At 69.5% G+C, this 26,983-nt stretch carries 25 protein-coding genes; 16 read left to right on the forward strand and 9 right to left on the reverse strand.

Features of this window, described 5'->3' with window-relative positions:
• Positions 1–314: 314 nt before the first annotated feature.
• Positions 315–905, forward strand: coding sequence for a malonic semialdehyde reductase (locus OG504_RS20565; protein WP_393761492.1), 591 nt, complete (start codon positions 315–317; stop codon positions 903–905).
• 81 nt (positions 906–986) lie between these two features.
• Here OG504_RS20565 and OG504_RS20570 read toward each other — a convergent pair whose 3' ends face one another.
• Positions 987–1,508, reverse strand: coding sequence for a DUF4245 domain-containing protein (locus OG504_RS20570; protein WP_405991143.1), 522 nt, complete (start codon positions 1,506–1,508; stop codon positions 987–989).
• Positions 1,509–1,634: 126 nt separating this feature from the next.
• On the opposite strand from OG504_RS20570, the gene glpX reads away from it, so the two are divergent.
• A complete protein-coding gene (glpX, locus tag OG504_RS20575) occupies positions 1,635–2,669 on the forward strand; it encodes a class II fructose-bisphosphatase (protein ID WP_033286599.1) in 1,035 nt (344 codons plus the stop codon).
• 102 nt (positions 2,670–2,771) lie between these two features.
• Here the strand turns inward: glpX and OG504_RS20580 are convergent, their stop codons facing one another.
• Both OG504_RS20580 and OG504_RS20585 read right to left on the reverse strand, forming a co-directional pair.
• Positions 2,772–3,146, reverse strand: a complete 375-nt coding sequence (locus tag OG504_RS20580; protein WP_026150672.1) for a WhiB family transcriptional regulator — start codon at positions 3,144–3,146, stop codon at positions 2,772–2,774.
• Between the two features lie 173 nt (positions 3,147–3,319).
• The gene (locus tag OG504_RS20585; protein WP_405991144.1) at positions 3,320–4,036 is read right to left on the reverse strand and encodes a DUF1707 domain-containing protein; all 717 of its coding nucleotides are present in this window, start codon (positions 4,034–4,036) and stop codon (positions 3,320–3,322) included.
• Between the two features lie 191 nt (positions 4,037–4,227).
• Between OG504_RS20585 and OG504_RS20590 the strand changes: the two genes are divergently transcribed.
• The 7 genes from OG504_RS20590 to OG504_RS20620 all read left to right on the forward strand — a co-directional run bounded on the left by OG504_RS20590 (position 4,228) and on the right by OG504_RS20620 (position 13,719).
• Positions 4,228–5,895, forward strand: coding sequence for a fumarate hydratase (locus tag OG504_RS20590; RefSeq protein ID WP_405991145.1), 1,668 nt, complete (start codon positions 4,228–4,230; stop codon positions 5,893–5,895).
• 253 nt (positions 5,896–6,148) lie between these two features.
• Entirely contained in the window at positions 6,149–6,520 is a 372-nt protein-coding gene (locus OG504_RS20595; protein WP_405991146.1) for an SH3 domain-containing protein, read from the forward strand.
• Between the two features lie 159 nt (positions 6,521–6,679).
• Positions 6,680–7,486, forward strand: coding sequence for a DUF2690 domain-containing protein (locus tag OG504_RS20600; protein WP_405991147.1), 807 nt, complete (start codon positions 6,680–6,682; stop codon positions 7,484–7,486).
• Positions 7,487–7,607: 121 nt separating this feature from the next.
• On the forward strand, positions 7,608–9,011 hold the full coding sequence (locus OG504_RS20605) for a class II fumarate hydratase (RefSeq protein ID WP_405991148.1): 1,404 nt from the start codon (positions 7,608–7,610) through the stop codon (positions 9,009–9,011).
• 72 nt (positions 9,012–9,083) lie between these two features.
• Positions 9,084–9,776 carry a DUF402 domain-containing protein gene (locus OG504_RS20610; RefSeq protein ID WP_405991149.1) on the forward strand — a complete coding sequence of 231 codons (693 nt, stop codon included), beginning with the start codon at positions 9,084–9,086 and terminating at the stop codon, positions 9,774–9,776.
• Between the two features lie 289 nt (positions 9,777–10,065).
• The gene (locus OG504_RS20615) at positions 10,066–12,165 is read left to right on the forward strand and encodes a SpoIIE family protein phosphatase (protein WP_405991150.1); all 2,100 of its coding nucleotides are present in this window, start codon (positions 10,066–10,068) and stop codon (positions 12,163–12,165) included.
• 96 nt (positions 12,166–12,261) lie between these two features.
• Positions 12,262–13,719, forward strand: a complete 1,458-nt coding sequence (locus OG504_RS20620) for a catalase (protein WP_405991151.1) — start codon at positions 12,262–12,264, stop codon at positions 13,717–13,719.
• Between the two features lie 80 nt (positions 13,720–13,799).
• Here the strand turns inward: OG504_RS20620 and OG504_RS20625 are convergent, their stop codons facing one another.
• Positions 13,800–16,127, reverse strand: coding sequence for a transglycosylase domain-containing protein (locus OG504_RS20625; protein ID WP_405991152.1), 2,328 nt, complete (start codon positions 16,125–16,127; stop codon positions 13,800–13,802).
• Between the two features lie 235 nt (positions 16,128–16,362).
• Here OG504_RS20625 and OG504_RS20630 point away from each other — a divergent pair, with 235 nt between their 5' ends.
• The 5 genes from OG504_RS20630 to OG504_RS20650 all read left to right on the forward strand — a co-directional run bounded on the left by OG504_RS20630 (position 16,363) and on the right by OG504_RS20650 (position 21,289).
• Entirely contained in the window at positions 16,363–17,289 is a 927-nt protein-coding gene (locus OG504_RS20630; protein ID WP_405991153.1) for an SPFH domain-containing protein, read from the forward strand.
• Positions 17,286–17,543 carry a hypothetical protein gene (locus OG504_RS20635; protein WP_405991154.1) on the forward strand — a complete coding sequence of 86 codons (258 nt, stop codon included), beginning with the start codon at positions 17,286–17,288 and terminating at the stop codon, positions 17,541–17,543. Before OG504_RS20630 ends, OG504_RS20635 begins: the two co-directional genes overlap by 4 nt.
• A 157-nt stretch (positions 17,544–17,700) precedes the next feature.
• Positions 17,701–18,225, forward strand: coding sequence for a PadR family transcriptional regulator (locus OG504_RS20640; RefSeq protein WP_033286588.1), 525 nt, complete (start codon positions 17,701–17,703; stop codon positions 18,223–18,225).
• On the forward strand, positions 18,222–18,914 hold the full coding sequence (locus OG504_RS20645) for an ABC transporter ATP-binding protein (protein WP_405991155.1): 693 nt from the start codon (positions 18,222–18,224) through the stop codon (positions 18,912–18,914). The genes OG504_RS20640 and OG504_RS20645 overlap by 4 nt, the downstream gene beginning before the upstream one ends.
• Positions 18,911–21,289, forward strand: coding sequence for an ABC transporter permease (locus OG504_RS20650; protein WP_405991156.1), 2,379 nt, complete (start codon positions 18,911–18,913; stop codon positions 21,287–21,289). The genes OG504_RS20645 and OG504_RS20650 overlap by 4 nt, the downstream gene beginning before the upstream one ends.
• Positions 21,290–21,320: 31 nt before the next feature.
• Here OG504_RS20650 and OG504_RS20655 read toward each other — a convergent pair whose 3' ends face one another.
• The 4 genes from OG504_RS20655 to OG504_RS20670 form a co-directional block, all read right to left on the reverse strand.
• Positions 21,321–21,749, reverse strand: coding sequence for a hypothetical protein (locus tag OG504_RS20655; RefSeq protein WP_026150674.1), 429 nt, complete (start codon positions 21,747–21,749; stop codon positions 21,321–21,323).
• A 4-nt stretch (positions 21,750–21,753) separates the two neighbouring features.
• Positions 21,754–22,113, reverse strand: a complete 360-nt coding sequence (locus tag OG504_RS20660; protein WP_033286585.1) for a roadblock/LC7 domain-containing protein — start codon at positions 22,111–22,113, stop codon at positions 21,754–21,756.
• 69 nt (positions 22,114–22,182) lie between these two features.
• Entirely contained in the window at positions 22,183–23,100 is a 918-nt protein-coding gene (locus OG504_RS20665; protein WP_405991157.1) for a MarR family transcriptional regulator, read from the reverse strand.
• Between the two features lie 177 nt (positions 23,101–23,277).
• Complete coding sequence (locus tag OG504_RS20670) at positions 23,278–24,234, reverse strand: LysR substrate-binding domain-containing protein (protein WP_405991158.1); 957 nt, start codon at positions 24,232–24,234, stop codon at positions 23,278–23,280.
• A 135-nt stretch (positions 24,235–24,369) separates the two neighbouring features.
• Between OG504_RS20670 and OG504_RS20675 the strand changes: the two genes are divergently transcribed.
• Together OG504_RS20675 and OG504_RS20680 are read left to right on the forward strand one after the other, a co-directional pair.
• Positions 24,370–24,924 carry a peroxiredoxin gene (locus OG504_RS20675; protein WP_405991159.1) on the forward strand — a complete coding sequence of 185 codons (555 nt, stop codon included), beginning with the start codon at positions 24,370–24,372 and terminating at the stop codon, positions 24,922–24,924.
• Between the two features lie 6 nt (positions 24,925–24,930).
• Entirely contained in the window at positions 24,931–25,467 is a 537-nt protein-coding gene (locus OG504_RS20680) for an alkyl hydroperoxide reductase (RefSeq protein ID WP_405991160.1), read from the forward strand.
• A 97-nt stretch (positions 25,468–25,564) separates the two neighbouring features.
• Here OG504_RS20680 and OG504_RS20685 read toward each other — a convergent pair whose 3' ends face one another.
• Positions 25,565–26,866, reverse strand: coding sequence for an AI-2E family transporter (locus tag OG504_RS20685; RefSeq protein ID WP_405991161.1), 1,302 nt, complete (start codon positions 26,864–26,866; stop codon positions 25,565–25,567).
• Between the last annotated feature and the right edge of the window lie 117 nt (positions 26,867–26,983).

Below are 26,983 nucleotides of genomic sequence, written 5' to 3' on the forward strand. Positions count from 1 at the left end.
AGCCGGCAACTACCAGCGCCGGACGGCGAGTTGCGGCAGCCCGCAGCGGAACAGCGAGCCGCGCCCGCAAACGCCCGTCAGTGATGGCGGCCAGCCGATACCCGCCGCCGACCACCGCCGCCGCCGACGCTGATCGCTCACCAGCAACAACCGCCCCCCTCGCAAGCCGCCCCCACGGCATTCCCCCGTGATACGGATCACCCTGCTCCGGTTTTGGTTGAACGTTGAACCTCATATCGCGTACGGTCGGTCTCGTCAGCCTATCCGGACCACGGTCCGGTTCCGGTTTCCGGCCACCCCGAGGAAGTTCTCGTATGTCTCTCGTTCTTGACCCCGCCGCCCAGGACCTGCTGTTCCGCGAGGCCCGTACCGCGAACACGTTCACCGACGAGCCGGTGACGGACGAGCAGGTGCAGGCGATCTACGACCTGGTCAAGTACGGCCCGACCTCCATGAACCAGTCGCCGCTGCGCATCACCCTGGTCCGCTCCCCCGAGGCCCGTGAGCGTCTCGTGCAGCACCTCGCCGAGGGCAACCAGAAGAAGACCGCCGCCGCCCCGCTGGTCGCGATCCTCTCCGCGGACAACGAGTTCCACGAGGAGCTCCCGAACCTGTTCCCGCACTTCCCGCAGGCCAAGGACGCCGTCTTCGGCGAGCGTTCGGTCCGTGAGGGCAACGCCGCGCTGAACGCCGCCCTCCAGGCCGCGTACTTCATCATCGGCATCCGCGCCGCCGGCCTCGCCGCCGGCCCGATGACCGGTCTCGACTTCGCGGGCGTCCAGAAGGAGTTCCTGGACGACGACCACACCCCGTTCGTCGTCATCAACATCGGCAAGCCGGGCCCGGACGCCTGGTTCCCGCGCTCCCCGCGCCTGGCGTACGACGAGGTCGTCACCACCGTCTGAGCCGGATGACCCCCTGACGACATGACGAAGGCCCCCGGCACGCACAGCGCCGGGGGCCTTCGTCGCAGCCGTCAGCTCACTTCACTTCGTCTGCAGCGCCTTCGCCATCTCCGTCAGCTGCGCGAACGAACCCGTGCCCGCCACCACCGTCGTCGAGCCCTTGCCCGCGAGCACGAGCGCGTCGTAGCGGCCGCCGGTGTAGCGGGTCCAGGTGTGGCCGTCGATGTCCTGGGTGGTCTTCGTCGCGGCGGAGCCCTGGCTGGCGGTGTCGACGAAGTCGGCCGGCTTCTGAGTCGACTGTTCTATCTGCACGTACTGTCCGCCGGGGGCACTGAATCCGAGGTGCCAGGCGTCGAACGCGGCGCCGTCGTAGCTGACCGAGGTCGCCTTCCACGTCTTGGCCAGGCCCTCCGGGGCCGCCACCGGGTACGGCGCCGCACGGCGTGCCGTGAGCAGCTCCACGCGGTAGTCGACCCGCTTGACGTCGGGAGCGTGGTCGCTGTGCGGGATGAAGATGTAGACGATCGCCGCAGCGATCCCGATCAGGCCCAGGGAGAGAATCATGTCCCGGACCGTCTTCTGCTTGCCGTTCGAACCTGCCACGCCCCTATCGTCTCAGGTGCCCTGGTCCGCTCATCCGTGGGCCCCCCTGCTCATTTTGTCTGCCTGGCGATAGAGTCGGGGCCATACCCTCATCCGGCCGTCGTCGTATCAGAAAGGTGCGCTCCGATGACCGAGCATCATCATCTGCCGTCCGAACTCGAAGTCCCCTCCGAGGCCCCCGACCGCAACCTCGCCCTGGAACTCGTCCGGGTGACCGAAGCCGCCGCGATGGCCGCGGGCCGCTGGGTCGGGCGCGGTGACAAGAACGGCGCCGACGGCGCCGCCGTGCGTGCCATGCGGACCCTCGTCTCCACCGTCTCGATGAACGGCGTCGTCGTCATCGGTGAGGGCGAGAAGGACGAGGCGCCGATGCTCTTCAACGGCGAGCGCGTCGGCGACGGGACCGGGCCGGAGTGCGACATCGCCGTCGACCCGATCGACGGGACCACCCTCAACGCCAAGGGCATGCCGAACGCGATCGCCGTGCTCGCCGCCGCGGACCGGGGTTCGATGTTCGACCCGTCCGCCGTGTTCTACATGGACAAGCTCGTCGCCGGGCCCGAGGCCGCCGAGTTCGTCGACATCGAGGCCCCGATCTCGGTGAACGTCCGCCGGGTCGCCAAGGCCAAGCGGGTCACGCCCGAGGACGTCACCGTCGTCGTCCTGGACCGGCCGCGGCACGACGGCATCATCAAGGAGATCCGGGAGACCGGTGCGCGGATCAAGCTGATCTCCGACGGGGATGTCGCGGGGTCGATCCTGGCGCTGCGCGAAGGCACCGGCGTGGACCTGCTGCTCGGTATCGGCGGCACCCCTGAAGGCATCATCTCGGCCTGTGCCGTGAAGTGTCTCGGGGGCGTGATCCAGGGCAAGTTGTGGCCCAAGGACGACGCCGAGCGGCAGCGCGCGCTGGACGCGGGGCACGACCTCGACCGGGTGCTCACCACCGACGACCTGGTGTCCGGGGAGAACGTGTTCTTCGTCGCGACCGGGATCACGGACGGCGAGCTGCTGCGGGGTGTGCGGTACCGCGCGGAGACCGCGACGACCGACTCCATCGTGATGCGGTCCAAGTCCGGGACCGTCAGGCGAATCGATTCGGAACACCGGCTGAGCAAGCTGCGGGCGTACAGCGCGATCGACTTCGACCGGGCCAAGTAGCCACGACGTAGCGCCGTAGCGCCAACGAAGCCACGACCACACGGTCGTACGTGAAAGGGGCGCCCCCGGTGCGGTGGGGGCGCCCCTTTCTACGTCGGTCGGTCAGCCGGCCGCTGCTATGCGGCCCGCCGCTCGCGCCTTCTGGAGTTCCAGGTCGCGACGGCGGCGCCTGGCCAGGACCACGCGGCGTTCGGCGGCGGTGAGGCCGCCCCAGACGCCGTAGGGCTCGGGTTGCAGGAGTGCGTGCTCCCGGCACTCGACCATGACCGGACAGCGGGCGCAGACGCGCTTCGCGGCGTCCTCGCGGGAGAGTCGGGCGGCGGTGGGTTCCTTGGAGGGTGCGAAGAACAGGCCTGCCTCGTCGCGCCGGCACACCGCTTCGGTGTGCCAGGGAGCGTCTTGGTCCCTGTCTCGCGCAGGCACCCGCTGAGCCGGAACAGCAGCTACCTGCAGGGACGAATGCGGCGGTTGCAGCACGGTCTACTCCTGACGACGGCTTCGCGAGCGAGAGACGATGCAGCAAGGCCTACCCGCTGTGCGCGCGCCTATGCACTGAGTTCCGAAGCGCTGGTTTTCGGGCGCTTCTGCGCGATGTCAGGACCGGACGGGCGCGGACCGATCAGCTCCACATGTGTCCCGATTCACAACCGTCAACGGTCCAGGTGCTTGCGCAAATTCTTGTCGACCTTGCGCTGAACCCGATCGAGAATGTCCGCAACTAGCTTGCCCCGCTTGGGTTTTGCCTCGATGTTTCCGAGTACGGCCCACCCGTCGACGTAGACCACGGGCGCGTCCGGCTCGATGGAATCCAGCGTGTCCACCTCGAAGTTGCCGAGGACTCCGCCGCCGGTGCCGCGCAGCGACACGTTCTCCGGGACGCGGATCTCGACGTTGCCGAAGACCGAGACCGCCTTGATGACGACCTGCTGGTACTCGAAGATCGCCTCGCTGAGGTCGATCTCGACGCTGCCGAACACGGCGTACGCGTGCATACGGCGGCCCGCGCGCCAGCGGCCCTTGCGCATCGCGGCGCTGAACACCGCCACCACGTGCTCGTCGACCTCGGCCGGGATCGCGCCCTCCGGCGGGCGGTTCGGGGCGGGGCTGTACGACGGGGTCGTCGCACGGTGTCCATGGGCGGCCGGCAGATCCTGGATGAAGACCTCCAGCTCGCCGACCGTCTTGGCGCTCAGCACCCCCTCGACCCGCTCGGCGTGCTCGTCCGAGTCCAGGCGTCCCTCCGCCAGGGCCTCGCGCAGGATGTCGGCGATGCGGTCACGGTCGGCGTCCGAGGCGCGCAGCGCGGATGCGGCGGGCGCGGGCTGCGGGGCCGTGGGCGCGGATACGGGCTGCTTCTGAAGGTCCACGGCAGCAGCGTACCGAAACGCGATAGATCGCGACTAGGGGTGTGGACAACGTTGGCGTGGCGCAGTCCCGGGGAGAGGTCCCGGAGAACTGAGCCTTACCTCACAAGCTCGGTGTCAGTGGCAGGTTCTACGCTGGTGAGCGCCCGCCAGTGTCGGCGGGCGGCCGTCTGTCGAGTGAGGAATGGGCTGCGATGCCTGAGTTCGCGTACACCGATCTGCTCCCCATGGGAGAGGACACCACCCCGTACCGGCTGGTGACCTCCGAGGGTGTCTCCACCTTCGAGGCCGACGGGCGGACGTTCCTCAAGGTCGAGCCCGAGGCGCTGCGCCAGCTCGCCGCCGAGGCCATCCACGACATCCAGCACTACCTGCGGCCCGCCCACCTCGCGCAGCTGCGCCGGATCATCGACGACCCCGAGGCGTCGAACAACGACAAGTTCGTCGCGCTGGACCTCCTGAAGAACGCGAACATCGCCGCCGCCGGTGTGCTGCCCATGTGCCAGGACACCGGTACGGCGATCGTCATGGGCAAGCGGGGGCAGAACGTCCTCACCGAAGGTGAGGACGAGTCGGCGCTGTCGCGCGGCATCTACGACGCCTACCTCAACCTCAATCTGCGGTACTCGCAGATGGCCCCGCTGACCATGTGGGACGAGAAGAACACCGGGTCGAACCTGCCCGCCCAGATCGAGCTGTACGCGACCGACGGCGGCGCCTACAAGTTCCTGTTCATGGCGAAGGGCGGCGGCTCGGCCAACAAGTCGTTCCTCTACCAGGAGACGAAGGCGGTCCTCAACGAGGGCTCCATGATGAAGTTCCTGGAGGAGAAGATCCGTTCGCTCGGCACGGCGGCCTGCCCGCCGTACCACCTGGCGATCGTCGTCGGCGGCACGAGCGCCGAGTACGCGCTGAAGACCGCGAAGTACGCCTCCGCGCACTACCTGGACGAGATCCCCGCCGAGGGTTCGGAGTTGGGGCACGGCTTCCGGGACAAGGACCTGGAGCAGAAGGTCTTCGAGCTGACGCAGCGGATCGGGATCGGGGCGCAGTTCGGGGGCAAGTACTTCTGCCACGACGTGCGGGTGGTGCGGCTGCCCCGGCACGGTGCGTCCTGCCCGGTCGCCATCGCCGTGTCCTGCTCGGCCGACCGGCAGGCCGTCGCGAAGATCACCGCCGAGGGTGTCTTCCTGGAGCAGCTGGAGACCGACCCGGCGCGGTTCCTGCCGGAGACGACCGACGAGCACCTGGACGAGTCGGGTGACGTCGTCAAGATCGATCTCAACCAGCCCATGGACGACATCCTCGCCGAGCTGACCAAGTACCCGGTGAAGACCCGGCTTTCGCTCTCCGGGCCGCTCGTCGTGGCCCGTGACATCGCGCACGCCAAGATCAAGGAGCGGCTCGACGCGGGCGAGGAGATGCCGCAGTACCTGAAGGACCACCCGGTGTACTACGCGGGTCCGGCGAAGACGCCCGAGGGGTACGCGTCCGGGTCCTTCGGGCCTACGACCGCCGGGCGCATGGACTCGTACGTCGAGCAGTTCCAGGCGGCGGGCGGGTCCAAGGTGATGCTCGCCAAGGGGAACCGGAGCAAACAGGTCACCGACGCGTGCGACGCCCACGGCGGGTTCTATCTCGGGTCGATCGGTGGGCCTGCGGCCCGGCTCGCCCAGGACTGCATCAAGAAGGTCGAGGTCGTCGAGTACGAGGAGCTCGGCATGGAGGCGGTCTGGAAGATCGAGGTCGAGGACTTCCCGGCGTTCGTCGTCGTCGACGACAAGGGCAACGACTTCTTCCAGAACCCGGCACCGGAGCCGACGTTCACTCACATCCCGGTACGGGGGCCTGGGCTGGCGTAGGGCCCGTGGCGGAGCCGCTGATGGATGCAGCTCGCCCCCGCCGCCCCTACCCGTCCCATCCCCAGGGGCGCTGCCCCTTTCACCCGGCCAGGGGGCTCCGCCCCCTGGACCCCCAACGTGCTGACATGTCCCGCATGTTGTCCCAGTTCGTCCCAGGGACATGCGGGACGGCATTTTCAGGCGCTTTGCCGGAAAAGCTCCGAACCGACTGGACCACACCCCGTGGTCCTCGGTCGACTCGGAGGAACCCCCCATGATCGGACGCACTCTGCGCAACGGGCTCGTCGCCGCGATCGCAGCCGTCGCCGTCTTCCCCGTGACAGCCGTCGCCGCCACCACCGCCCCGGCTCCCCACGCCCGACACCACGTCGCCCACCACCACGTGACGCGGCACGCCCTGGGGCAGGTCACCACCCGGCACCACAAGCGGCTGAACGTCCGTTCCGGCCCCGGCACCGGGTACCGCGTCGTCGGTTCACGGTCGGTCGGGCGGACGTTGCCCATCGTCTGCAAGACGTACGGGTCGTACGTCTTCGGCAACCACCGCTGGTACAAGCTCCCGCACCACGAGGGCTACGTCTCCGCGCACTACGTCAGCAACCGCAGCGCCGTCCGCTGGTGCTGACCCTCGTCTGACCCACGGCACCACCCGGCGGGACGGCCCCGTGCGTCCTGTCGGGTGGTGCCACGTCAACACCCCTTCATATTCCGGTGATCGGGGTGTGGCACGCGGCCGGCCCCGGGAACGGATCACGGCGTTCACCCCGGTACGGCGAGGAGCAGGATGGAAAGCCACGTGACGGCCGAGCAGCAGCGGTCCCTGTCCGGCCCTTACGACGACGCGGGGCCGCTCCTGACGGAACGGCTCCGGCTCCTCAAGCGGCGGACCGGGCTGAGCCTGGCCGCGCTGGCCTCCGTCACCCCGTTCAGCAAATCGACCTGGCACCGCTATCTCAACGGCGACCAACTCCCGCCCCGGGCAGCCGTAGAGGCCCTCGCCCGGCTCGCCCACACCGACCCCGGCGCGCTGCTCTCGCTGTGGGATGCGGCGGTCCAGGAGCAGTCCAGACCGTCCGCCACTCCCCCCGCGCAGCCTGCGATCCCGTCCTCGCCGCCCGTGCCGTCCGTGCCGCCCGTGCCGCCCGTACGACCCCGTCGGCTGCGTCCCCCGGCCCGCGCCCTCGTCGCCCTCGCCGCCATGGCCACCACCGTCGCGGTCACCGCCGGTGCCACCGACGTCCTCGATCACACGGTCGCCTCCTGCCGGGCCAGTGGTTGTCAGGGGGCGCTGCCCTCCTCCGAGAGCTGCGCGCGGGACGCCCGTACGGAGAGCGCCGTGACCCGGGCCCGTCAGGTCGTGCTGCTGCGGTACTCGCCGTCCTGCGCCACCGTCTGGTCGGAAGTGCGCACCCGGGTCGGCGGGGCGCGGGAGATCTCCGTCAGGGCCGGGCAGGACGAGCTGTCCGCCGAGTACCCCGGTCACCGCACGGACGGTTACAGCAGCCCGATGCTGGCCGCCGCCGACCCGCGCGGGGCGCAGGCCTGTGCCGAGGTGGCCGGGCAGCCGGTGTGCACCGCACCCGGCCACTGAACGCTGAGCACCGCCCGGCCGCTGAGCGCTGAGCACTCGGCCGAGACACTCCGTTTCCGTCCGCTGAGGTGGGAACACGGGACGTGTCCGCGATGCTGTCCCCCACAGGAGGTGATCGGCGATGGCCGACGGTCAGACAGTGGGTCCGTTCCGTATCGAGCACGATTCGATGGGGGAGGTGCGGGTCCCGGTCGACGCGAAGTGGCGGGCGCAGACCCAGCGGGCGGTGGAGAACTTCCCGATCTCGGGGCAGCCCATCGAACGCGCCCACATCGAGGCGCTGGCCCGGATCAAGGGCGCCGCCGCGAAGGTGAACGCCGAACTGGGCGTACTCGACAAGGACATCGCGGAGGCGATCCAGGAGGCCGCCCGTGAGGTGGCTAGCGGGAACTGGGACGAGCACTTCCCGATCGACGTGTTCCAGACCGGGTCCGGGACCTCGTCCAACATGAACACCAACGAGGTGATCGCCACCCTCGCGACCGAACGGCTCGGGCGCGACGTGCATCCGAACGACCACGTCAACGCCTCGCAGTCGTCCAATGACGTCTTCCCGTCCTCCATCCACATCGCGGCCACCGGTGCCGTCATCCACGACCTGATCCCCGCGCTGGAGCATCTCGCGGGCGCGCTGTCGCGCAAGTCCGTCGAGTTCGCCGATGTGGTGAAGTCCGGGCGGACCCACCTGATGGACGCCACGCCCGTGACCTTGGGGCAGGAGTTCGGCGGGTACGCGGCGCAGGTGCGCTACGGCGTCGAGCGGTTGGAGGCCTCGCTGCCGCGGCTCGCCGAACTGCCCCTCGGCGGGACCGCCGTCGGGACCGGGATCAACACCCCGCCCGGGTTCTCCGCCGCCGTGATCGCCGAGGTCGCGCTGGTCACCGGGCTGCCGTTGACCGAGGCGCGGGACCACTTCGAGGCGCAGGGCGCGCGGGACGGGATCGTCGAGACCAGCGGGCAGTTGCGGACCATCGCCGTAGGGCTGACGAAGATCGCGAACGATCTGCGGTGGATGGCGTCCGGGCCGCGGACCGGGCTGTCCGAGATCTCGCTGCCCGATCTGCAGCCGGGGTCCTCGATCATGCCCGGCAAGGTCAACCCGGTGATTCCGGAGGCCGTGCTGATGGTCGCCGCGCAGGTCGTCGGCAATGACGCGACCGTCGCGACCGCCGGGGCCGCGGGCAACTTCGAGCTGAACGTCATGCTGCCGGTGATCGCCAAGAACGTTCTCGAGTCGATCCGGCTGCTCGCGAACGTCTCGCGGCTGCTGGCCGACCGGACCGTCGAGGGGATCGTCGCGCACCGGGAGCGAGCGCGTGAATACGCCGAGTCCTCGCCGTCCGTGGTCACTCCGCTCAACAAGTACATCGGGTACGAGGAGGCCGCCAAGGTCGCCAAGAAGGCACTGGCGGAACGGAAGACGATCCGCCAGGTCGTGCTGGAGAACGGCTATGTGGAGCGCGGTGACCTCACCGAGGCGCAGCTCGACGAGGCCCTCGATGTCCTGCGGATGACGCGTCCGTAACCAATTGTCGCCCTGGCGTGAACCGTGACGCGCACCGCAGCGTCGTATGCCCGGGGCACCTAATATCTCTTCATGACAGACGGTGGAGCGGTGCGAGCGGTGGAAGCGGGTACGTCTACGGCCTTCTGGGCGCCCGGGGATCAGATCCTGTGGCGCTACCGGGAGAACGCCGGACCGCGCTTCCACATCGCCCGCCCCGTCACCGTCGTCCGGGACGACGAGGAACTGCTCGCCGTCTGGATGGCGCCCGGCACCGAGTGTGTGAAGCCGGTGCTCGCGGACGGTACGTCGGTGCACGGGGAGCCGCTGGAGACCCGCTACACCAAGCCGCGTACGGTCCAGCGCGACCACTGGTTCGGCACGGGTGTGCTGAAGCTGGCGCGGCCCGGTGAGCCCTGGTCGGTATGGCTTTTCTGGGAGCCCGGATGGCAGTTCAAGAACTGGTACGTGAACCTTGAGGAACCGCAGGTCCGTTGGGACGGCGGGGTCGACTCCGTGGATCACTTCCTGGACATCTCCGTGCACCCGGACCGCAGTTGGCGCTGGCTCGACGAGGACGAGTTCGCGCAGGCCCAGCGGGACGGTCTGATGGATCCCCAACTGGCCGAGCGGGTAAGGGAAGCGGGCTGGTCCGCGATCGAGACGATCCGCGCGTGGGGGTCGCCGTTCGCGGACGGATGGCAGCACTGGCGCCCGGATCCGTCCTGGGCTGTACCTTCACTTCCGGAGGACTGGGACCGCACCCCCGCGCACATGTCCACATGAGACCCTTGATGCGCCCCCGGTGCGCAACCGTAGGATCGTCCTCCGCAAGGGCACCGCACAACTCCCGGGGCATGTACCGGGACTGACCAGACGTCACCGAGGGGCGGCAGGACGTGAGCGAGGGGTATCAGGGCGACACCGGAGCGGGCCGCCGGTCCGCCGGTGGCACAGGAACAGCCTCTGACCACGCGGGAATTCCGTTCCTGGGGCACGTATTCCGGGTATCGGCATTTCAGCGGGACGATCCGCACGTACCGCGTGCGGTCCCGGACGGACGGATTCGACACGCGTGACGGAGCACCCCACCTCCTTCGAGCGCCCCGGCGGCGCCGACCCCGCAGACCCCCGCGGGGCGCTCCTGCACACCTCGACGCCGTCCAGGCCGTCCGGTGGAGCTGGCTTACCGGCACAGGCACGCACCGGCGAGCCGCCTTCGGCGCCGGGTACGAGCACGTCCCGCGCCAAGGGGAAGGACCCGGCAGGTACCCCTGTGAAGCCCGAGCCCGATACCGCCGCAGCCGGCTCCGAGCACTCCCAGCCCTCGGCCGCCGAACCCGACACCCATCGCCCCCGCCCGTCGCCCGACGGCATCCCGGCCCAGCCGGGCGGCGCCGAGGTCTCCGACGCCGCCAAGGAGCGCCGTACGGGACAGGGGCTGCCGTCCGGCGGTCCCATGCCGATGCGGCGGGACGGGGACCGGCTGCGCTTCGTGGGCGCCGCGACCCGGCGGATCGCCCGCGGCATCGACCTCGACGAGATCGTCATGGGGCTGTGCCGGGCGACCGTACCGACGTTCTCGGACGCGATCCTGGTCTATCTGCGCGACCCGCTCCCGGTGGGCGACGAGCGGCCCACGGGTCCCGTCGTGCTGCGGCTGCGCCGTACCGACCGCATCCCGGAGGAGCGGGACACGGAGAACGGCTTCATGCCGGCGATACAGCCGGAGCAGCCCTCCGAACTGTCCGCGGTCACCGCGGAGTTGTGCGAGGTACGGCCCGGCGGCGCGCTGAACGAGGTGCTGCGGGGTGTACGTCCCGTGTTCGCCGACTCTCCCGCCGCCCGCGCCGCGTTGCCGGAACTCCTCGGTGAGGGCGGCGAGTTGATCGTCCCGGCCGGTCAGCGCGCGATCCTCGCGCCACTGCGCGGCCGGCGCCGGGTGATCGGCGCCGCGCTCTTCCTGCGCCGCCCCGAGCGCATGGCGTTCGAGGCCGACGACCTCCTCGTCGCCGCCCAACTCGCCACGCACAGCGCCCTGGGCATCGACAAGGCGGTCCTCTACGGCCGTGAGGCGTACATCGCCGACGAGCTCCAGCGCACCATGCTCCCGGAGACCCTCCCCCGGCCCACCGGGGTACGGCTCGCGTCCCGGTACCTGCCCGCCGCCGAGACCGCGCGCGTCGGCGGCGACTGGTACGACGCGATCCCGCTGCCCGGCAGCCGGGTCGCCCTGGTCGTCGGCGACGTCATGGGCCACTCCATGACCTCGGCCGCGATCATGGGCCAACTCCGCACCACCGCCCAGACGTTGGCCGGCCTCGACCTGCCCCCGCAGGAGGTCCTGCACCACCTCGACGAACAGGCCCAGCGGCTGGGCACCGACCGCATGGCGACCTGCCTCTACGCGGTCTACGACCCGGTCTCGCACCGCATCACCATCGCCAACGCGGGCCACCCGCCGCCCGTGCTGCTGCACCTGGGCGGCCGGGCCGAGGTCCTGCGGGTGCCGCCCGGCGCGCCGATCGGGGTCGGCGGGGTCGACTTCGAGGCCGTGGAGCTGGACGCGCCCGCGGGAGCGACGCTGCTCCTCTACACGGACGGGCTCGTCGAGTCGCGGCTTCGGGACGTGTGGACCGGGATAGAGCAGCTGCGCGAGAAGCTCGCCGCGGTCGCGCAGCTCACCGGACCCGATCACCCGCCGCCCCTGGAAGCCCTGTGCGACGAGGTGCTCGACATGCTCGGCCCGGGCGACCGGGACGACGACATCGCGCTGCTCGCCGCCCGCTTCGACGGCATCGCGCCGAGCGACGTGGCGTACTGGTTCCTCGACCCGGAGGACTCGGCCCCCGGCCAGGCCCGCCGGCTGGCCCGCCGCGCGCTGGCCCGCTGGGGCATGGAGGACATGAGTGACTCCGTGGAACTGCTGGTCAGCGAGGTCGTGACCAACGCCGTGCGCTATGCGTCCCGCCCGGTCACTCTGCGGCTGCTGCGGACCGACGTGCTGCGGTGCGAGGTCGGCGACGACGTGCCCCAGCTGCCCCGGCTGCGGCAGGCGCGGGCCACGGACGAGGGCGGACGCGGGCTGTACCTGGTCAACAGACTGGCCCGTCGGTGGGGAGCCACCCGGCTCAGCACCGGGAAGGTGGTCTGGTTCGAACTGAACCGGAATTAGACATCGTCCAAAAGTTGCCGACATACCGGCGTCGGAGTTGACTGCTGGGGTACGCGAAGGCGAAGCGACCTACTTTCCCTGAACAGGAGGACGCTCGTGACGCAGACACCCCAGCAGATTCCGTACACCACGAACAACGTCGGGATCCCGGTGGAGAGCGACGAACACTCGCTCACCGTCGGTCCCGACGGCCCGATCCTGCTCCAGGACCACTACCTCATCGAGAAGATGGCCCAGTTCAACCGGGAGCGGGTCCCCGAGCGGGTGGTGCACGCCAAGGGCTCCGGTGCGTACGGCTTCTTCGAAGTGACCAACGACGTCAGCCAGTTCACCCGGGCCGACCTCTTCCAGCCGGGCAAACGCACCGAGATGCTGGCGCGGTTCTCCACCGTCGCAGGCGAGCAGGGCTCGCCCGACACCTGGCGCGACCCCCGCGGCTTCGCGCTCAAGTTCTACACAGAGCACGGCAATTACGACATGGTGGGCAACAACACCCCGGTCTTCTTCGTCCGTGACACGATCAAGTTCCAGGACTTCATCCGCTCGCAGAAGCGCCACCCGGCGACCGGGCTGCGCAGCAACGACATGCAGTGGGACTTCTGGACCCTCTCCCCCGAGTCGGCACACCAGGTGACCTGGCTGATGGGCGACCGGGGCATCCCGAAGACGTACCGCCACATGAACGGCTACAGCTCCCACACCTACATGTGGATCAACGGCGCCGGTGAGCGGTTCTGGGTGAAGTACCACTTCAAGACCGACCAGGGCATCGAGTACCTCACGCAGGCCGAGGCCGACGAGCTGGCCGGTTCCGACGGCGACAAGCACCGCCGTGACCTGCACGAGTCGATCGAGTCCGGGAACGCGCCGAGCTGGAGCCTCAAGGTCCAGATCATGCCGTTCGAGGACGCGGCGGACTACCGCTTCAACCCCTTCGACCTGACGAAGGTCTGGCCGCACGGGGACTACCCGCTGATCGACGTCGGCCGGATGACCCTCAACAGGAACCCCGAGGACTACTTCGTCCACATCGAGCAGGCCGCCTTCGAGCCCTCGAACCTGGTGCCGGGCATCGGCCCGTCCCCGGACAAGATGCTGCTGGGCCGGCTGTTCTCGTACCCGGACACCCACCGGTACCGGATCGGCCCCAACTACACCCAGCTGCCGCCCAATCGACCGCACTCCCCGGTCAACTCGTATGCCAAGGACGGCCCGATGCGCTACGAGGCGTCCAACGCGGCGCGGCCGTACGCACCGAACTCCTACGGCGGTCCGGCGGCCGACTACGGGCAGTTCGGCGATCCGGCGAGCTGGCAGACGGCGGGTGAACTGGTGCGTGAGGCAACGAAGTTGCACGCCGAGGACGACGACTGGGGGCAGGCGGGCACGATGGTCCGCGAGGTCCTCGACGACGCGGCCCGCGACCGTCTCGTGGCCAACGTCAGCGGCCATCTGAAGGCCGACGTCTCCCGCTCGGTCCTCGACCGCGCCCTGCAGTACTGGCACAACATCGACAAGGAACTCGGCGACCGGATCGCCGCGAACTTCGCCTAGCGGTACGCGAGTTCACCCAGCGGCACACGGAGAGAGGGCGCCCGGCGAAGTGCCGGGCGCCCTCTCTCCGTGTGACCTGACTACTGGTTGAGCTGGTCGAACGGGTTGTCCGTGTCGTCGCCGGTCGGTGTCACCGGCGGACTGATCGTCGGCGTCGGGGTGGGTGTCGGGGTCGGCGTCGGAGTCGGGGTCGGCGTCGGTGACTCCGTCGTCGGGGTCGGCGACGGCGACTTGGTCGTCGGGGTCGGGGACGGCGTCGCCGTCGGGGTCGGGGTCGCCGTCGGCGTGAAGTCCGGCTCGACCGCCGCGCCCTGGTCGGTGTCCAGGTCGAACTTGCCGTTCGCCTTGGTCACTCCGAACATGTACGTCGCCCAGATCTGCGCGGGATAGCCACCACCGTTGATGCGGCCGCCGCCTGCGGTGATCAGGCCGGTCGCACCGGTCAGCGGCACCTGCTGGCTCGCCTTGCTGGTCCCGGGCGCACCCTCCCCGAACAGGCCCACCGAGGTGACCAGGTCGGGCGTATAACCGGTGAACCAGGCCGACTTGTTGTTGTCGGAGGTACCCGTCTTGCCAGCGACCTGCTGCCCGTCGCGCTTGGGATTCTCGGCCACCGACACCTTCGCCGTACCGTCGTCGACCACGCCGGTCAGCACCGAGGACACCGTGTCGGCGGCCTCACGCGGGATGACCTGGGCGCCGATCGGGTCGGGCATGGTGACCGTGCGCGTGTTGTGCGCGACCGACTTGATGAGGGCCGGGGTGACCTTCTTGCCGTGGTTGTCGAAGGTGGCGTAGACGCCGGCCATCTCCATCGGACTCGCGCCCATGGTGCCGAGGGTCTGCGCCGGTACGGCCTTCAGGTCGCCGGTGTCCATGCCCAGTTCGCCCGCGGTCTTCAGGACCTTGTCCATGCCGACGTCGACACCGAGCTGCGCGAAGACCGAGTTGATCGACTTGTTCATCGCCGTCTGGACGGTGACCTTGCCGTAGCTCTGGTCGTCCTCGTTCTCCGGCGCGAACCCGATGTCGCTGCCCACGACCGGGCGCTTGCTGGTGCCGTCGTAGAGCGTGTCGGTCGTGATCTGCTTGCCGCTCTGCGTCTTGGCCTCGTCGGCCAGGGCCGCGGCCAGGATCACCGGCTTGAAGGTGGAGGCGGGCTGGTAGTCGCTGCGGGTCGCGTTGTTCGTGAAGTGCTTCAGATAGTCCGCGCCGCCGTACATCGCCACGACCGCACCCGTCTTCGGGTTCACCGACACCGCGCCGGGCTGGACGTTCGCGTCGACCTTGCGCTTCTTGGCGTCGAGCTTGCTGGTCAGCTGGGACTTGACCGCCTTCTCCAGCTGGGCCTGCTTCTTCTTGTCGATGTTGAGCGTGATCGTCCAGCCGCCCGCGGTGACCAGTGCCTCGGCGTCCTTGGCGTTGGCGGCCTGCCCCGAGGCGATCAGCTGCTTCTCCAGGGCCTGGTCGGCGGCGTACACCATGTAGCCGGTCTGGCCCGCCATGCCGGCCTCGGCCTTGGGCGCCTCGGGCACCGGGAACCTCATGGCCTCGCGCTCGGTGGAGCTCAGCCAGCCCTGCCCGACCATGTTGTCCAGGACGTAGTTCCAGCGCGCCTGCACCAGCTTCTTGCCGGTGTCGGTCGCGATCGCCCAGTCGTACTGGTTCGGCGCCTGGAGCAGCGCGGCGAGATAGGCGCCCTGCTCGACCGACAGCTTCTTCGCGTCGACCCGGTAGTAGGCCTGGGCCGCGGCCTGGATGCCGTAGGCGCCGCGGCCGTAGTAACTGGTGTTGATGTACCCGGCGAGGATGTAGTCCTTGGACTTCTCGCGGTCCAGCTTCAGCGAGATGACCATTTCCTTCAGCTTGCGCGTGACGGTCTGGTCCTGCGTCAGGTAGTAGTTCTTCACGTACTGCTGGGTGATCGTCGATCCGCCCTGCGCGCCCTTGCCGGACAGCGTGTTGAGCAGACCGCGGGCGGTGCCCTTGAGGTCGACGCCGGCGTCGCTGTAGAACGTCTTGTTCTCGGCGGCGACGAACGTCTGCTGGACGGCCTTGGGGACCTGCGAGAGGTCGACGTTCTCGCGGTTCACATCGCCCTTGCGGGTCAGGACCGAGCCGTCGCTGTACTTGTAGACGTTGCTCTGCAGCTTCGCGTCGGCGTTGCCCGCGGGGATGCTGATCATCATGTAGAGCACGATGAACGCGCCGATCCCGAGCAGGCAGAGGCCGAGGAACGTACCGAGGATCTTCTTCCAGGTGAAGAGCCTGCGTATGAAGCTCTTGCCGTCCTTGGAGCCCTTGGTGCCCGTGGCGCCCGTGCCGTCCGCCCCCGACGAGCGGCGGGTCTTGGGCGCCGCGCGGTGGCCACCGCGTTGGCGCGCTCGTCTCTCTTCCGCTCGTCCCATGAGTCCGTTTCGCTCCGCTTCGCTCTCTTGTGCTCTGGTGTCACACAGGTTCGCCCGTCAAGTCAGCTCAGAAAGCTAACACCAGGAGTTGTGACAAAGGGCTGTCGATCCGGTCCATTACGGACGTGACAATCAGCACCCGCCCTTATGGAACCGACGTACGAACGGGGTTGAGGGTTGCCATGGACGGGTAATCTGATATCAGATTGCTAGAACCAAGCTATGGGGGAGCATCATGACCACCGAAGTACCCGCAGACGTACCCGACATGCCTGCCCCGCGCGTGCGGGAGTTCGCCGCGCACAGTGTCGGCGGCGGGCTCGCGCTGATTTTCGGGCTGGCCGGAGTGCTGGTCTCCGTCGGCCTGATCATCACCGCCACCGCGGTCGAGGGAGCCGGCGGCAAGGCCGCGCTGATCATCGGCGGCATCCTCCTCTTCCTCGCCTCGGTGACCGCGATGAGCGGGCTCAACACGGTGGCGCCGGGCGAGGCGCGGGTCGTGCAGCTCTTCGGGCGGTACCGGGGGACGATCCGGCGGGACGGGCTGCGCTGGGTGAACCCGTTCACCTCGCGCACGAAGATCTCGACCCGGGTCCGCAACCACGAGACCGCGGCACTCAAGGTCAACGACGCCTACGGCAACCCGATCGAGCTGGCCGCGGTCGTCGTCTGGAAGGTCCGCGACACCGCGCAGGCCACGTTCGAGGTCGACGACTACACGGAGTTCGTCGCCACCCAGACCGAGACGGCCGTACGGCACATCGCCATCGAGTATCCCTACGACGCCCACGACGAGGGCGGACTCTCACTGCGCGGCAACGCCGAGGAGATCACCGAGAAGCTCGCCGTCGAGCTGAGCGCCCGGGTCGAGGCGGCCGGCGTGCGGATCATCGAGTCCCGCTTCACGCATCTCGCGTACGCGCCCGAGATCGCCTCGGCGATGCTCCAGCGGCAGCAGGCCGGGGCGGTCGTCGCGGCCCGGCGGCAGATCGTCGACGGCGCGGTGGGCATGGTCGAGGCCGCGCTGGCCCGGATCACCGAGCAGGACATCGTGGAGCTGGACAACGAACGGAAGGCGGCGATGGTCTCCAACCTCCTGGTGGTGCTCTGCGGGGACCGGGCGCCGCAGCCCGTGCTGAACACGGGCACCCTGTACCAGTGACGGTTCCCTCCGGGGGTTCAACCCCTCAGCGTCAGCCGCAGCAGCGCAAGCAGGTGCTGCTACGGCTGGACCCTTCGGTGTACGACGCGATCGCGCGGTGGGCCGGTGATGAACTGCGGTCCGCCAATGCGCAGATCGAGTTTCTGTTGCGGCGGGCGCTGGCGGAGGCAGGACGGCTTCCCGGTGAGGCCGGGCCGCTGCCTCGTCGTGGTCGGCCTCCTGGGGGCTCCGCCCCCAGACCCCCGTCGGCCTGAACGGCCTCGTCCTCAAACGCCGGACGGGCTGGATGGTGCAGACCCCGTGTGGCAGAACCGTGACAATCGGCCCCCACCTGCGGACTCGTACGGGCCGCCATGATCTACACACCGTGCGTATACACGCCAGGTATACCCCGTGTGTAGAGTGCTCCGCATGTCCATCGGTCACACCCTCCTGGGGCTCCTGGAGTCCGGCCCGCGTCACGGTTACGACCTGAAGCGGGCCTTCGACGAGAAGTTCGGTCACGACCGGCCGCTGCACTACGGCCAGGTCTACTCGACGATGTCCCGCCTGCTGAAGAACGGTCTCGTCGAGGTCGACGGCATCGAGGCCGGCGGCGGTCCCGAGCGCAAGCGGTACGCGATCACCGACGCCGGGATCACCGACGTACAGAAGTGGCTCGCGACGCCGGAGAAGCCCGAGCCGTATCTGCAGTCGGCCCTCTACACCAAGGTCGTCCTCGCGCTGCTCACGCACCGGAACGCGGCCGAGATCCTCGACGTGCAGCGCTCCGAGCATCTGCGCAGCATGCGCATCCTGACCGACCGCAAGCGCAAGGGCGATCTCGCGGACCAGTTGATCTGCGACCACGCCCTCTTCCATCTGGAGGCCGACCTGCGGTGGCTGGAGCTCACCGCCGCGCGCCTCGACAAACTCGCCGAGGTGGTGGCCAAGTGACGACACATCCCGCTGGTTCCCTGCTCGCGGCCCAGGAGCTGCGCAAGGCCTACGGGCCGACGACCGCGCTGGACGGCGCGGAGTTCTCCATCCACCCCGGCGAGGTCGTCGCGGTGATGGGGCCCTCCGGGTCCGGGAAGTCGACGCTGCTGCACTGTCTCGCCGGGATCGTGCCGCCCGACTCGGGCTCGATCACGTACAACGGACAGGAGATGGCGACGATGAGCGACGCCCAGCGCAGCGCGCTGCGCCGCTCGGAGTTCGGGTTCGTGTTCCAGTTCGGGCAGTTGGTGCCGGAGCTGACCTGCGTCGAGAACGTCGCCCTGCCGCTGCGGCTGAACGGCACACACCGCAAGGAGGCCGAGCGCGCCGCGCTGAACTGGATGCAGCGGCTTGAGGTCGACGACCTCGCGAAGAAGCGGCCCGGTGAGGTCTCCGGCGGGCAGGGGCAGCGCGTCGCCGTGGCCCGCTCGCTGGTCACCAGCCCGCGGGTGCTGTTCGCCGACGAGCCGACCGGCGCGCTCGACTCGCTCAACGGCGAGCGCGTGATGGAGCTGCTGACCGAGGCGGCCCGGTCCACGAACGCGGCCGTCGTGCTGGTCACGCACGAGGCGCGGGTGGCCGCGTACTCGGACCGCGAGATCGTCGTACGGGACGGCAAGTCCAGGGACATGGAGCGCGTCGTATGAACGTGCGATGGGGGCACCTCCCGCGCGAGCGAAGCCGAGCGTGGGGGAGGTCGGCCGATCTGGCCATGGGGGTGCGCTTCGCCTTCGGCGGCGGGCGTGAGGGCTGGGTGCGGGCCGTCCTGACGGCCGTCGGCGTCGGGCTCGGGGTGGCACTGCTGCTGCTCACCACCGCGCTGCCGAACGCGCTGTCCGAGCGAGACGCGCGCGGCAACGCCCGGATGGACTTCACGTACAGCGGGAAGCAGTTGGCGAAGGCGGACAACACGCTCATCGTCGCCGACACGGACACCACGTTCGGCAGCAAGGACGTCCGCGGCCGGCTGCTGCAGCCCGAGGGCACCAAGGCGCCGTTGCCTCCGGGGGTCGCGAAGTTCCCCGCGGTGGGCACGATGGCCGTCTCCCCCGCGCTGGAGAAGCTGCTGGAGTCCGACTCCGGGAAACTGCTGCGTGAGCGGCTGCCCTACCGGATCACCGGCACGATCGGGCAGACCGGGCTCATCGGGCCCGCCGAACTCGCCTACTACGCGGGCGGGAAGGGACTGGAAGGGCGTCAGTCCGGCGGCACCGTCGAGCGCATCAACTACTACGGGCCCTCCCCGGGCAACACGCCGGACAAGCTGGACCCGGTGCTGCTCCTGCTGATCCTGATCGTGTTCATCGTGCTGCTGCTGCCGGTCGCGGTGTTCATCGCGGCGGCCGTGCGTTTCGGCGGCGAGCGCCGGGACCGGCGGCTCGCGGCGCTGCGGCTGGTCGGTGCGGACGGGCGGATGGCGCGCCGGATCGCGGGCGGCGAGGCGCTCGCGGGGGCGCTCCTCGGGCTCGTCTTCGGCACCGTGTTCTTCCTGGTCGGGCGGCAGTTGGTGTCCCTCATAGACGTGCGGGACATCAGCCTGTACCCCAGCGACCTCAACCCGTCGCCCGCGCTCGCCCTGCTCGTCGCCGTCGCCGTACCGGCCGCGGCCGTGCTGGTGACGCTGCTCGCGCTGCGCGGGGTCGTCATCGAGCCGCTCGGTGTGGTCCGCAAGGCGAAGCCGCCGCGGCGCCGGCTGTGGTGGCGGCTGCTGCTGCCGCTGGCCGGCCTCGCGATGCTCTACCCGATGACCGGCAAGGGCGACTCCAACGGCAACTTCAACCAGTGGCTGGTGATCGGCGGCACGGTCCTGCTGCTCGTCGGTGTCACCGCGCTGCTGCCCTGGGTCGTCGAGGCCACCGTGGCCCGGCTGAACTCCGGCTCGGTGTCCTGGCAACTCGCCGTCCGCAGGCTCCAGTTGAGCAGTGGCACGGCCGCCCGGATGGTCAACGGCATCGCGGTCGCGGTGGCCGGGGCGATCGCCCTGCAGATGCTGTTCTCCGGCGTCCAGGGCAACTACACCAAGCCGACCGGCAACGATCTGCGCCGGGCCCAGATGGAGGTCACCGTCGCCGGCGGCACCTCGCTGGCCGAGGCCGACCACAAGCTCGCGGGGACCAAGGGCGTGCGCGCTACGTCGGCCATCTCGCAGACCACGATCGGCGAGCGGGCGAAGAACCCGGACGACGTGGCGGAAGTGACCGTCGGCAGTTGCGCACAGCTGCGTGAGGTGGCCCACCTGACGGCCTGCCGCAACGGCGACGTCTTCCGGATCACCGGCGGCGCCGACCCCGAGGCCGCCACCAAGACGGAGCAGCTGGCCAGGGCCGGCCGAACGGTGTACTTCGACCCGTCGTACGACGAGATGCCGAGCACTCCGGCCACCTGGAAGATGCCGGCCGGAGTGAAGACGGCGACCCACCGCGAGGACCCGAGCGGCTACGCGCGTGACGGGCTGCTGATCACCTCGGGCGCGCTGCCCGCGAGCGCGGTGAAGGGCCTGGACCAGAAGGTGTTCGTCTCGCTCGACCAGTCGGTGCCGGACGCGAGCGACCACGCGCGGAACACCGTCGCGGCGATGGACCCGCTGGCGGACGTGTTCGTCATGTCGGTCAACGACGAGTCGCCGCAGTTCCGTTCGATCCGCACCGGACTGTTCATCGGTGCCGGCTGTGTGCTGCTCCTCATCGGGGCGAGTCTGCTGGTCTCGCAGCTGGAGCAGTTGCGGGAGCGCAGGAAGCTGCTGTCGGCGCTGGTCGCCTTCGGCACCCGGCGGCGCACCCTGAGCCTGTCGGTGCTGTGGCAGACGGCGATCCCGATCGGGCTCGGCCTGGTCCTGGCCACGGCGGTGGGGCTGACGCTGGGCGCTGTGCTGCTGAAGATGAGCGCCACGGCGATCCGCATCGACTGGTCGAGCGTGCTGGCGATGTCCGGCATCGGCGCGGCGGTGGTCCTGGCGGTGACCCTGCTGAGCCTGCCGCCGCTGCTGCGCATGATGCGACCGGACGGCCTGCGCACGGAGTAGGAGTCCGTGCGCAGCCGCCCGCCCGCCCTCGTCAGAGTCCGTACTCCCGCACCACGCGCCGGACCTGGGCGAAGAGCATGCCCACGTTCACGGACTTGCGGCAGACGACCACGGCGACGACGTCCTGTTGCTCGGTCATTCGCACGAACAGATGGGTGAGGTTCTCGCTGTTGACGAGGATCTCCTGGAAGTAGTGGTGGTCACTGGTGATCCCGCGGCGTTCCTTGAAGACGTCCTCGATCATCGCGACCGTCCGGCCCTGGAACAGGTCGAGGGTCGCACCCGCCAGCAGGTCGAGGACCTCTGGCGGGTGGTTGTCGATGGTCTCGTACGACAGCAGCATGCCGGTGGACATGTCGACCACACCCGAGGCCACACAGTCGGGGGCATCGGTGCGGAGGGTTTTGACCAGGCCCATCACCTGGTCGGAGAATCCTGGGGTCATACGTTTCGTCGCCATCCCTTCACACTCCTTCTGACGCCTTCTCCGTGAGGATCGACTCGATGCGGTCGAGCGTCGGCCGGGCCGCGAGGTGCAGCCGGTCCACGTCCATCCCCTCGTCGCCGAGCACCACCATCAGCGCGGTGTCGCCCACGGCGTAGGTCGCGGCGCAGCCGTGACTGCCGTACGTCACCGTCTGGCGCAGCGTGCCGCGGTCGGTGGCCTCGGCGGTGCGCCGGGCCAGGCCCAGGCCGGCCGCGGCCAGCGCGGCGAGGGCCTCCGGGTCGATCGTGTCGGCGGTGTCGGCCGCGATCAGCAGTCCGTCGGCCGCCGTGAGCGCGGTATCGGTGATACCGGTCACCTTTTCCCGCAGTTCGCGCATTTCCAAAGTCAGGGCTTTGTGATCCACTTACTCAACTCCCCTAAAACTGATCGCATTTGTTCATCAGGGTCATTTCCAGGTTCCGTTCCGCAGGCGGAAGAACCCTTTCCAGCCCGCCCCGCTCTTCTCGGGGACGAGAGTCTCGGTGATACCGCTGGCGCCCGGATTACGGCGGGGCAGCTCGGCGGGCGCGGTGAACTGCGCTGGTGGGAGCGCCGGTTGCTCACGACGGCACACGACAAACTCCTCGGGCGCCTCGGCCGGCACCCGCACCGGGATCGGCACGGGGCTGTCCGCGCACTCCAGCAGGCCCTCGGCGAGCATCCGCGCGACCTCGGCGGTGACCGGGTAGACCCCGCGCCCGGTGCGGAACGCGAGATCGCGTGCGGTACGTCGGCCGTCGACGTGGGTGAGCAACTCCCGTTGCAGCAGCCCGAGTCCACCCTCGTCGAGGGCGTGCGCCGGGGGCCGCGGGCGTTCCCGGTCGGGGCGTACGGGGTACGGCAGCGCGGCGATCGCGGCGCGTTTGCGGACCGCGTCCTGGAGCAGCCGGGGCGACGGTTCGCCGAGCGAGACCGGGGCGAACGGCTGGGCGTCCGGGGCGAGTTCACAGTCGTCGATGTCACCGGCGACGACCGCGAAGGCCGCGTCGTGGAGGGCCAGCACACACACGATCCGCAACTCGGCGGCGCCCGCGTACCCGTGGGCGACCAGCCCGTCCAGCGGCCAGCGCGTACCGCCCGACTCCCGTACCAGATCGGCCCATTGCTCACCGCCGACCCGGCCGGAGCGCAGCAGCAGCGCCTCCGGGCCTGGAGCACCGGGAGTCTCCACGGCGACGACGAGTCCGCCGCGCAGATGGAAGGTGCCGCCTGGTCTGCCGGACACCCGCAGTCCCCCGGTGAACTCCTCGCGCCCACAGGTCGCGAGAGCCCGCGCGAGCAGGTCGTGACCGACCCGGCCGAGGGAATCCCGAATGCCCGACATCACTCCCCTAGGCTTTTCGTACACGCAACTGACGTGTAGCGCTGAGGGGTGAAGGTTTATCAGTCCGCGCGCATATTCAGGGCGGGTTCTTCCTACCTGCCTGCGGGTGACGGAAGTTGAGAATTCCCGCCGTTCGATTTCCTTTGTCCGACGCTCATTTGACCGAACGGGGGCGGGTCAGGTGCCGGTGCCCAACACCCTTACGGGCAGGGGTCGTAGGGCTTCGCGGAGGGCGGCGGCCAGTTCCTGGTACTCGGCGCGGCGGGCCGCGCCGGTGCGCATCGCGAGGGCGATCCGGCGGGTCGGGGCGGGCTCGGTGAAGTAGCCGGTGAGGAGCTGGTCGCTGCGGGCCGTCTCGACCCGCACGGCGGTACGCGGCAGCAGCGTGACCCCGAGCCCGCCGGCGACGAGCTGCACCAGCGTGGACAGCCCGGCCGCGGTCGTGGTCACCGGGGCGTCCGCGCGCCCGGCCTCCCGGCAGATGTCGAGCGCCTGGTCGCGCAGACAGTGCCCTTCGTCGAGGAGCAGCAGGTTCAGCTCGCGCAGCGCCTCGCGCGGGATGCCGGTCTGCCCGCCGAGGGGATGGCCGAGCGGGGTGACGAGCACGAAGTCCTCGTCGAACAACGGGAGTTCGACCACTCCTGGCACCCCAAGGGGCACGGCGAGCAGCAGCAGGTCGAGCCGCCCGGTCGTCAGCCCTTCCAGCAGGTTCGCGGTCTGCTCCTCGTGCACCTGGAGATCGAGGTCCGGGTACCGGTCGTGCACCAGCCGCAGCACGGTCGGCAGCAGATACGGCGCGACGGTCGGGATGACCCCGAGCCGCAGCGCCCCGGTGAACGGCGCCCGCACCGCCTCCGCCTCCTCCAGCAGCGCCACGACCTCCTCCAGCACCGCCTTCGCCCGTACGGCGAGCCGCTCGCCGGCGGGCGAGAGGAGCACCTTGCGGGTCGTGCGCTCCAGGAGCGTGACGCCGAGGGTCTCCTCCAGCGCGGCGACGGCACCGGAGAGGGCGGGCTGGCTCATGCCGATCGCGGCGGCGGCGTCCCGGAAGTGGAGGTGCTCGGCGACCGCGGAGAAGGCGCGCAGCTGCGCGAGGCTGGGCTGACGCCTCTTACTCGTATTACTAACGGTCACTGATAACCGCCTCCGATCAACACGACCCAGTGTAGCTATTTCCACAATCAATGCACGTTGTGCCAGGATCGGGGCCGACCAACCCACGAGAAGCGCTCATTCCGCTTGGGCGCTTCTCCGCTGCAAGGAGTGCGTGTGCTCACTGTCGGTGACAAGTTCCCGTCGTTCGATCTGACCGCCTGTGTCTCGCTGGAGAAGGGCCAGGAGTTCCAGCAGATCGACCACAAGACCTACGAGGGCAAGTGGAAGGTCGTCTTCGCGTGGCCCAAGGACTTCACCTTCGTGTGCCCCACCGAGATCGCCGCCTTCGGCAAGCTGAACGACGAGTTCGCCGACCGTGACGCCCAGGTGCTCGGCTTCTCCGGCGACTCCGAGTTCGTCCACCACGCCTGGCGCAAGGACCACGACGACCTGCGCGACCTGCCGTTCCCGATGCTCGCCGACTCCAGGCACGAGCTGATGCGCGACCTCGGCATCGAGGGCGAGGACGGCTTCGCCAAGCGCGCGGTGTTCATCGTGGACCAGAACAACGAGATCCAGTTCTCCATGGTGACCGCGGGCTCGGTCGGCCGTAACCCGAAGGAGGTCCTCCGGGTCCTCGACGCGCTCCAGACGGACGAGCTCTGCCCGTGCAACTGGACCAAGGGCGACGACACGCTCGACGCGGGCGCGCTGCTCGCCGGGAAGTGACCTGAGATGTCGCTGGACACCCTGAAGTCCGCCATACCGGACTACGCCAAGGACCTGAAGCTCAACCTCGGTTCGGTCATCGGCAACTCCGACCTGCCGGCGCAGCAGCTGTGGGGCACGGTCCTCGCCACGGCGATCGCGTCCCGATCGCCGCTCGTGCTACGGGAGTTGGCGCCCGAGGCGAAGGCCAACCTGTCGCCGGAGGCGTACGGCGCGGCCAAGTCCGCCGCCGCGATCATGGCGATGAACAACGTCTTCTACCGGACGCGGCATCTCCTGTCCGACCACGAGTACGGCACCCTGCGCGCGGGGCTGCGGATGAACGTCATCGGCAACCCCGGGGTCGACAAGGTCGACTTCGAGCTGTGGTCGTTCGCCGTGTCCGCGATCAACGGGTGCGGGATGTGTCTCGACTCGCACGAACAGGTGTTGCGCAAGGCGGGTGTTGAGCGTGACGTGATCCAGGAGGCGTTCAAGATCGCGGCCGTTGTGGAGGCGGTCGGGGTCACGCTGGAGGCGGAGGCGGTTCTGGCGGCTGAGTGACTTCGGCCGACCGTCCGTCTCGCTGGGGGCTCCGCCCCCGGACCCCCGGGCCTTTGCCCACGGGAAACGGGGGTCTGGGGGCGGAGCCCCCAGGGTTTTACGGGGCCGAGTCCTCCGGCGTCGATGACACCGCCGTAGCCCCCCGCGGCTTCGGGGACTGGATCGACGCCGGTTCCTGGGAGTACGACTTCAGGTAACTCACCACCGTGTTCAACACCGCCACCAGCGGCACCGCCACCACCGCTCCCCCGATCCCCGCGACCATCCCGCCCGCGGCGACCGACAGGACCACCGCGAGGGGGTGCACCCGGACCGCGCGGCCCAGGATGAACGGCTGGAGGATGTGGCCCTCGATCTGCTGGACCGCGAGGACCACCGCCAGGGTCATCAGGGCCGTGAACACGCCCTGGGTGACCAGCGCGACGACGACCGCCAGCGCGCCGGACGCCACCGCACCCACCAGTGGGATGAACGAGAACAGGAAGATGAACACGGCCAGCGGTACGGCCATCGGTACGCCGAGGAAGTAGATGCCGACGCCGATGCACACGGCGTCGATGAGGGCGACTATCACCGTGCCGCGGACGTAGGCCGTGAGCGTGCGCCAGGCGCGCGGGCCCGCGCCCGCCATCGCCGGCCGCGCCGCCGCGGGCACCAGCTTCAGCGACCACTGCCAGATGCGCGGGCCGTCGTAGAGAAGGAAGAGGGTCGAGAAGACCGTCAGGAGGATGCCGGTCAGCGCCTCGACGATGACCTGGACGCCCTCCAGGCCCGCCGAGGTGATCTGGTCGGTGTTCGCGCCGATGGCCTCGCGGAGGTTCTTCGCGATCTGGTTGATCTGCTTCTCGGTGACGTGGAACGGGCCCTTGAGCAGCCAGTTGCGCAGGTCGTCGACGCCGTTCTGGACCTGGTCGGAGAGGTTGTCGATGTTCGCCATGACCTGCCAGGTCACGAACCAGCCGATCAGCCCCATCACGACGAAGCCGAGGATCGCGGTGAGGGCGGTGGCGACGCCGCGCGGGAAGCCGTAGCGGATGAGGCGGGCGACCGTCGGTTGCAGCAGGGCCGTGATGAGGAGGGCCGCGACGAAGGCCAGGACGACCAGTTGGACCGCGCTGATGACGCGCATCAGGACCCAGACCGTGCCGGCCAGGATCAGCAGCCGCCAGCCGGCCTCGGCGGCGACACGCACACCCCAGGGGACGGCGAGCGAGGGGTCGGGGCGGTCGCGGGCGATGGTGACCGGGACGGGTTCCCGGGGCTCGGGGTGTTCGGCGGGCGGTTCGGGCGCGGCCTCGGTGTGTTCCTTCGCCACCTCGGCGCGGCGCTCGTCCAACCGCTCCCCCATCTCGCTCAGTCCGGCGCCGACCTTGCCGAGCCATCCTGGTACTCGCGACATGATTCGTCCTCTTCCCCCGTCTTGCCCCACTACTCCCCCCTGGAGTCGCTGCGAATCCGACCGTACAGGGCGAAGGCCCCTCCCCCTATGACGGGGAGGGGCCTCGTGAGGTTGAGC

This window comes from Streptomyces sp. NBC_00986 (genome assembly GCF_045162565.1).
Lineage (GTDB): Bacteria > Actinomycetota > Actinomycetes > Streptomycetales > Streptomycetaceae > Streptomyces.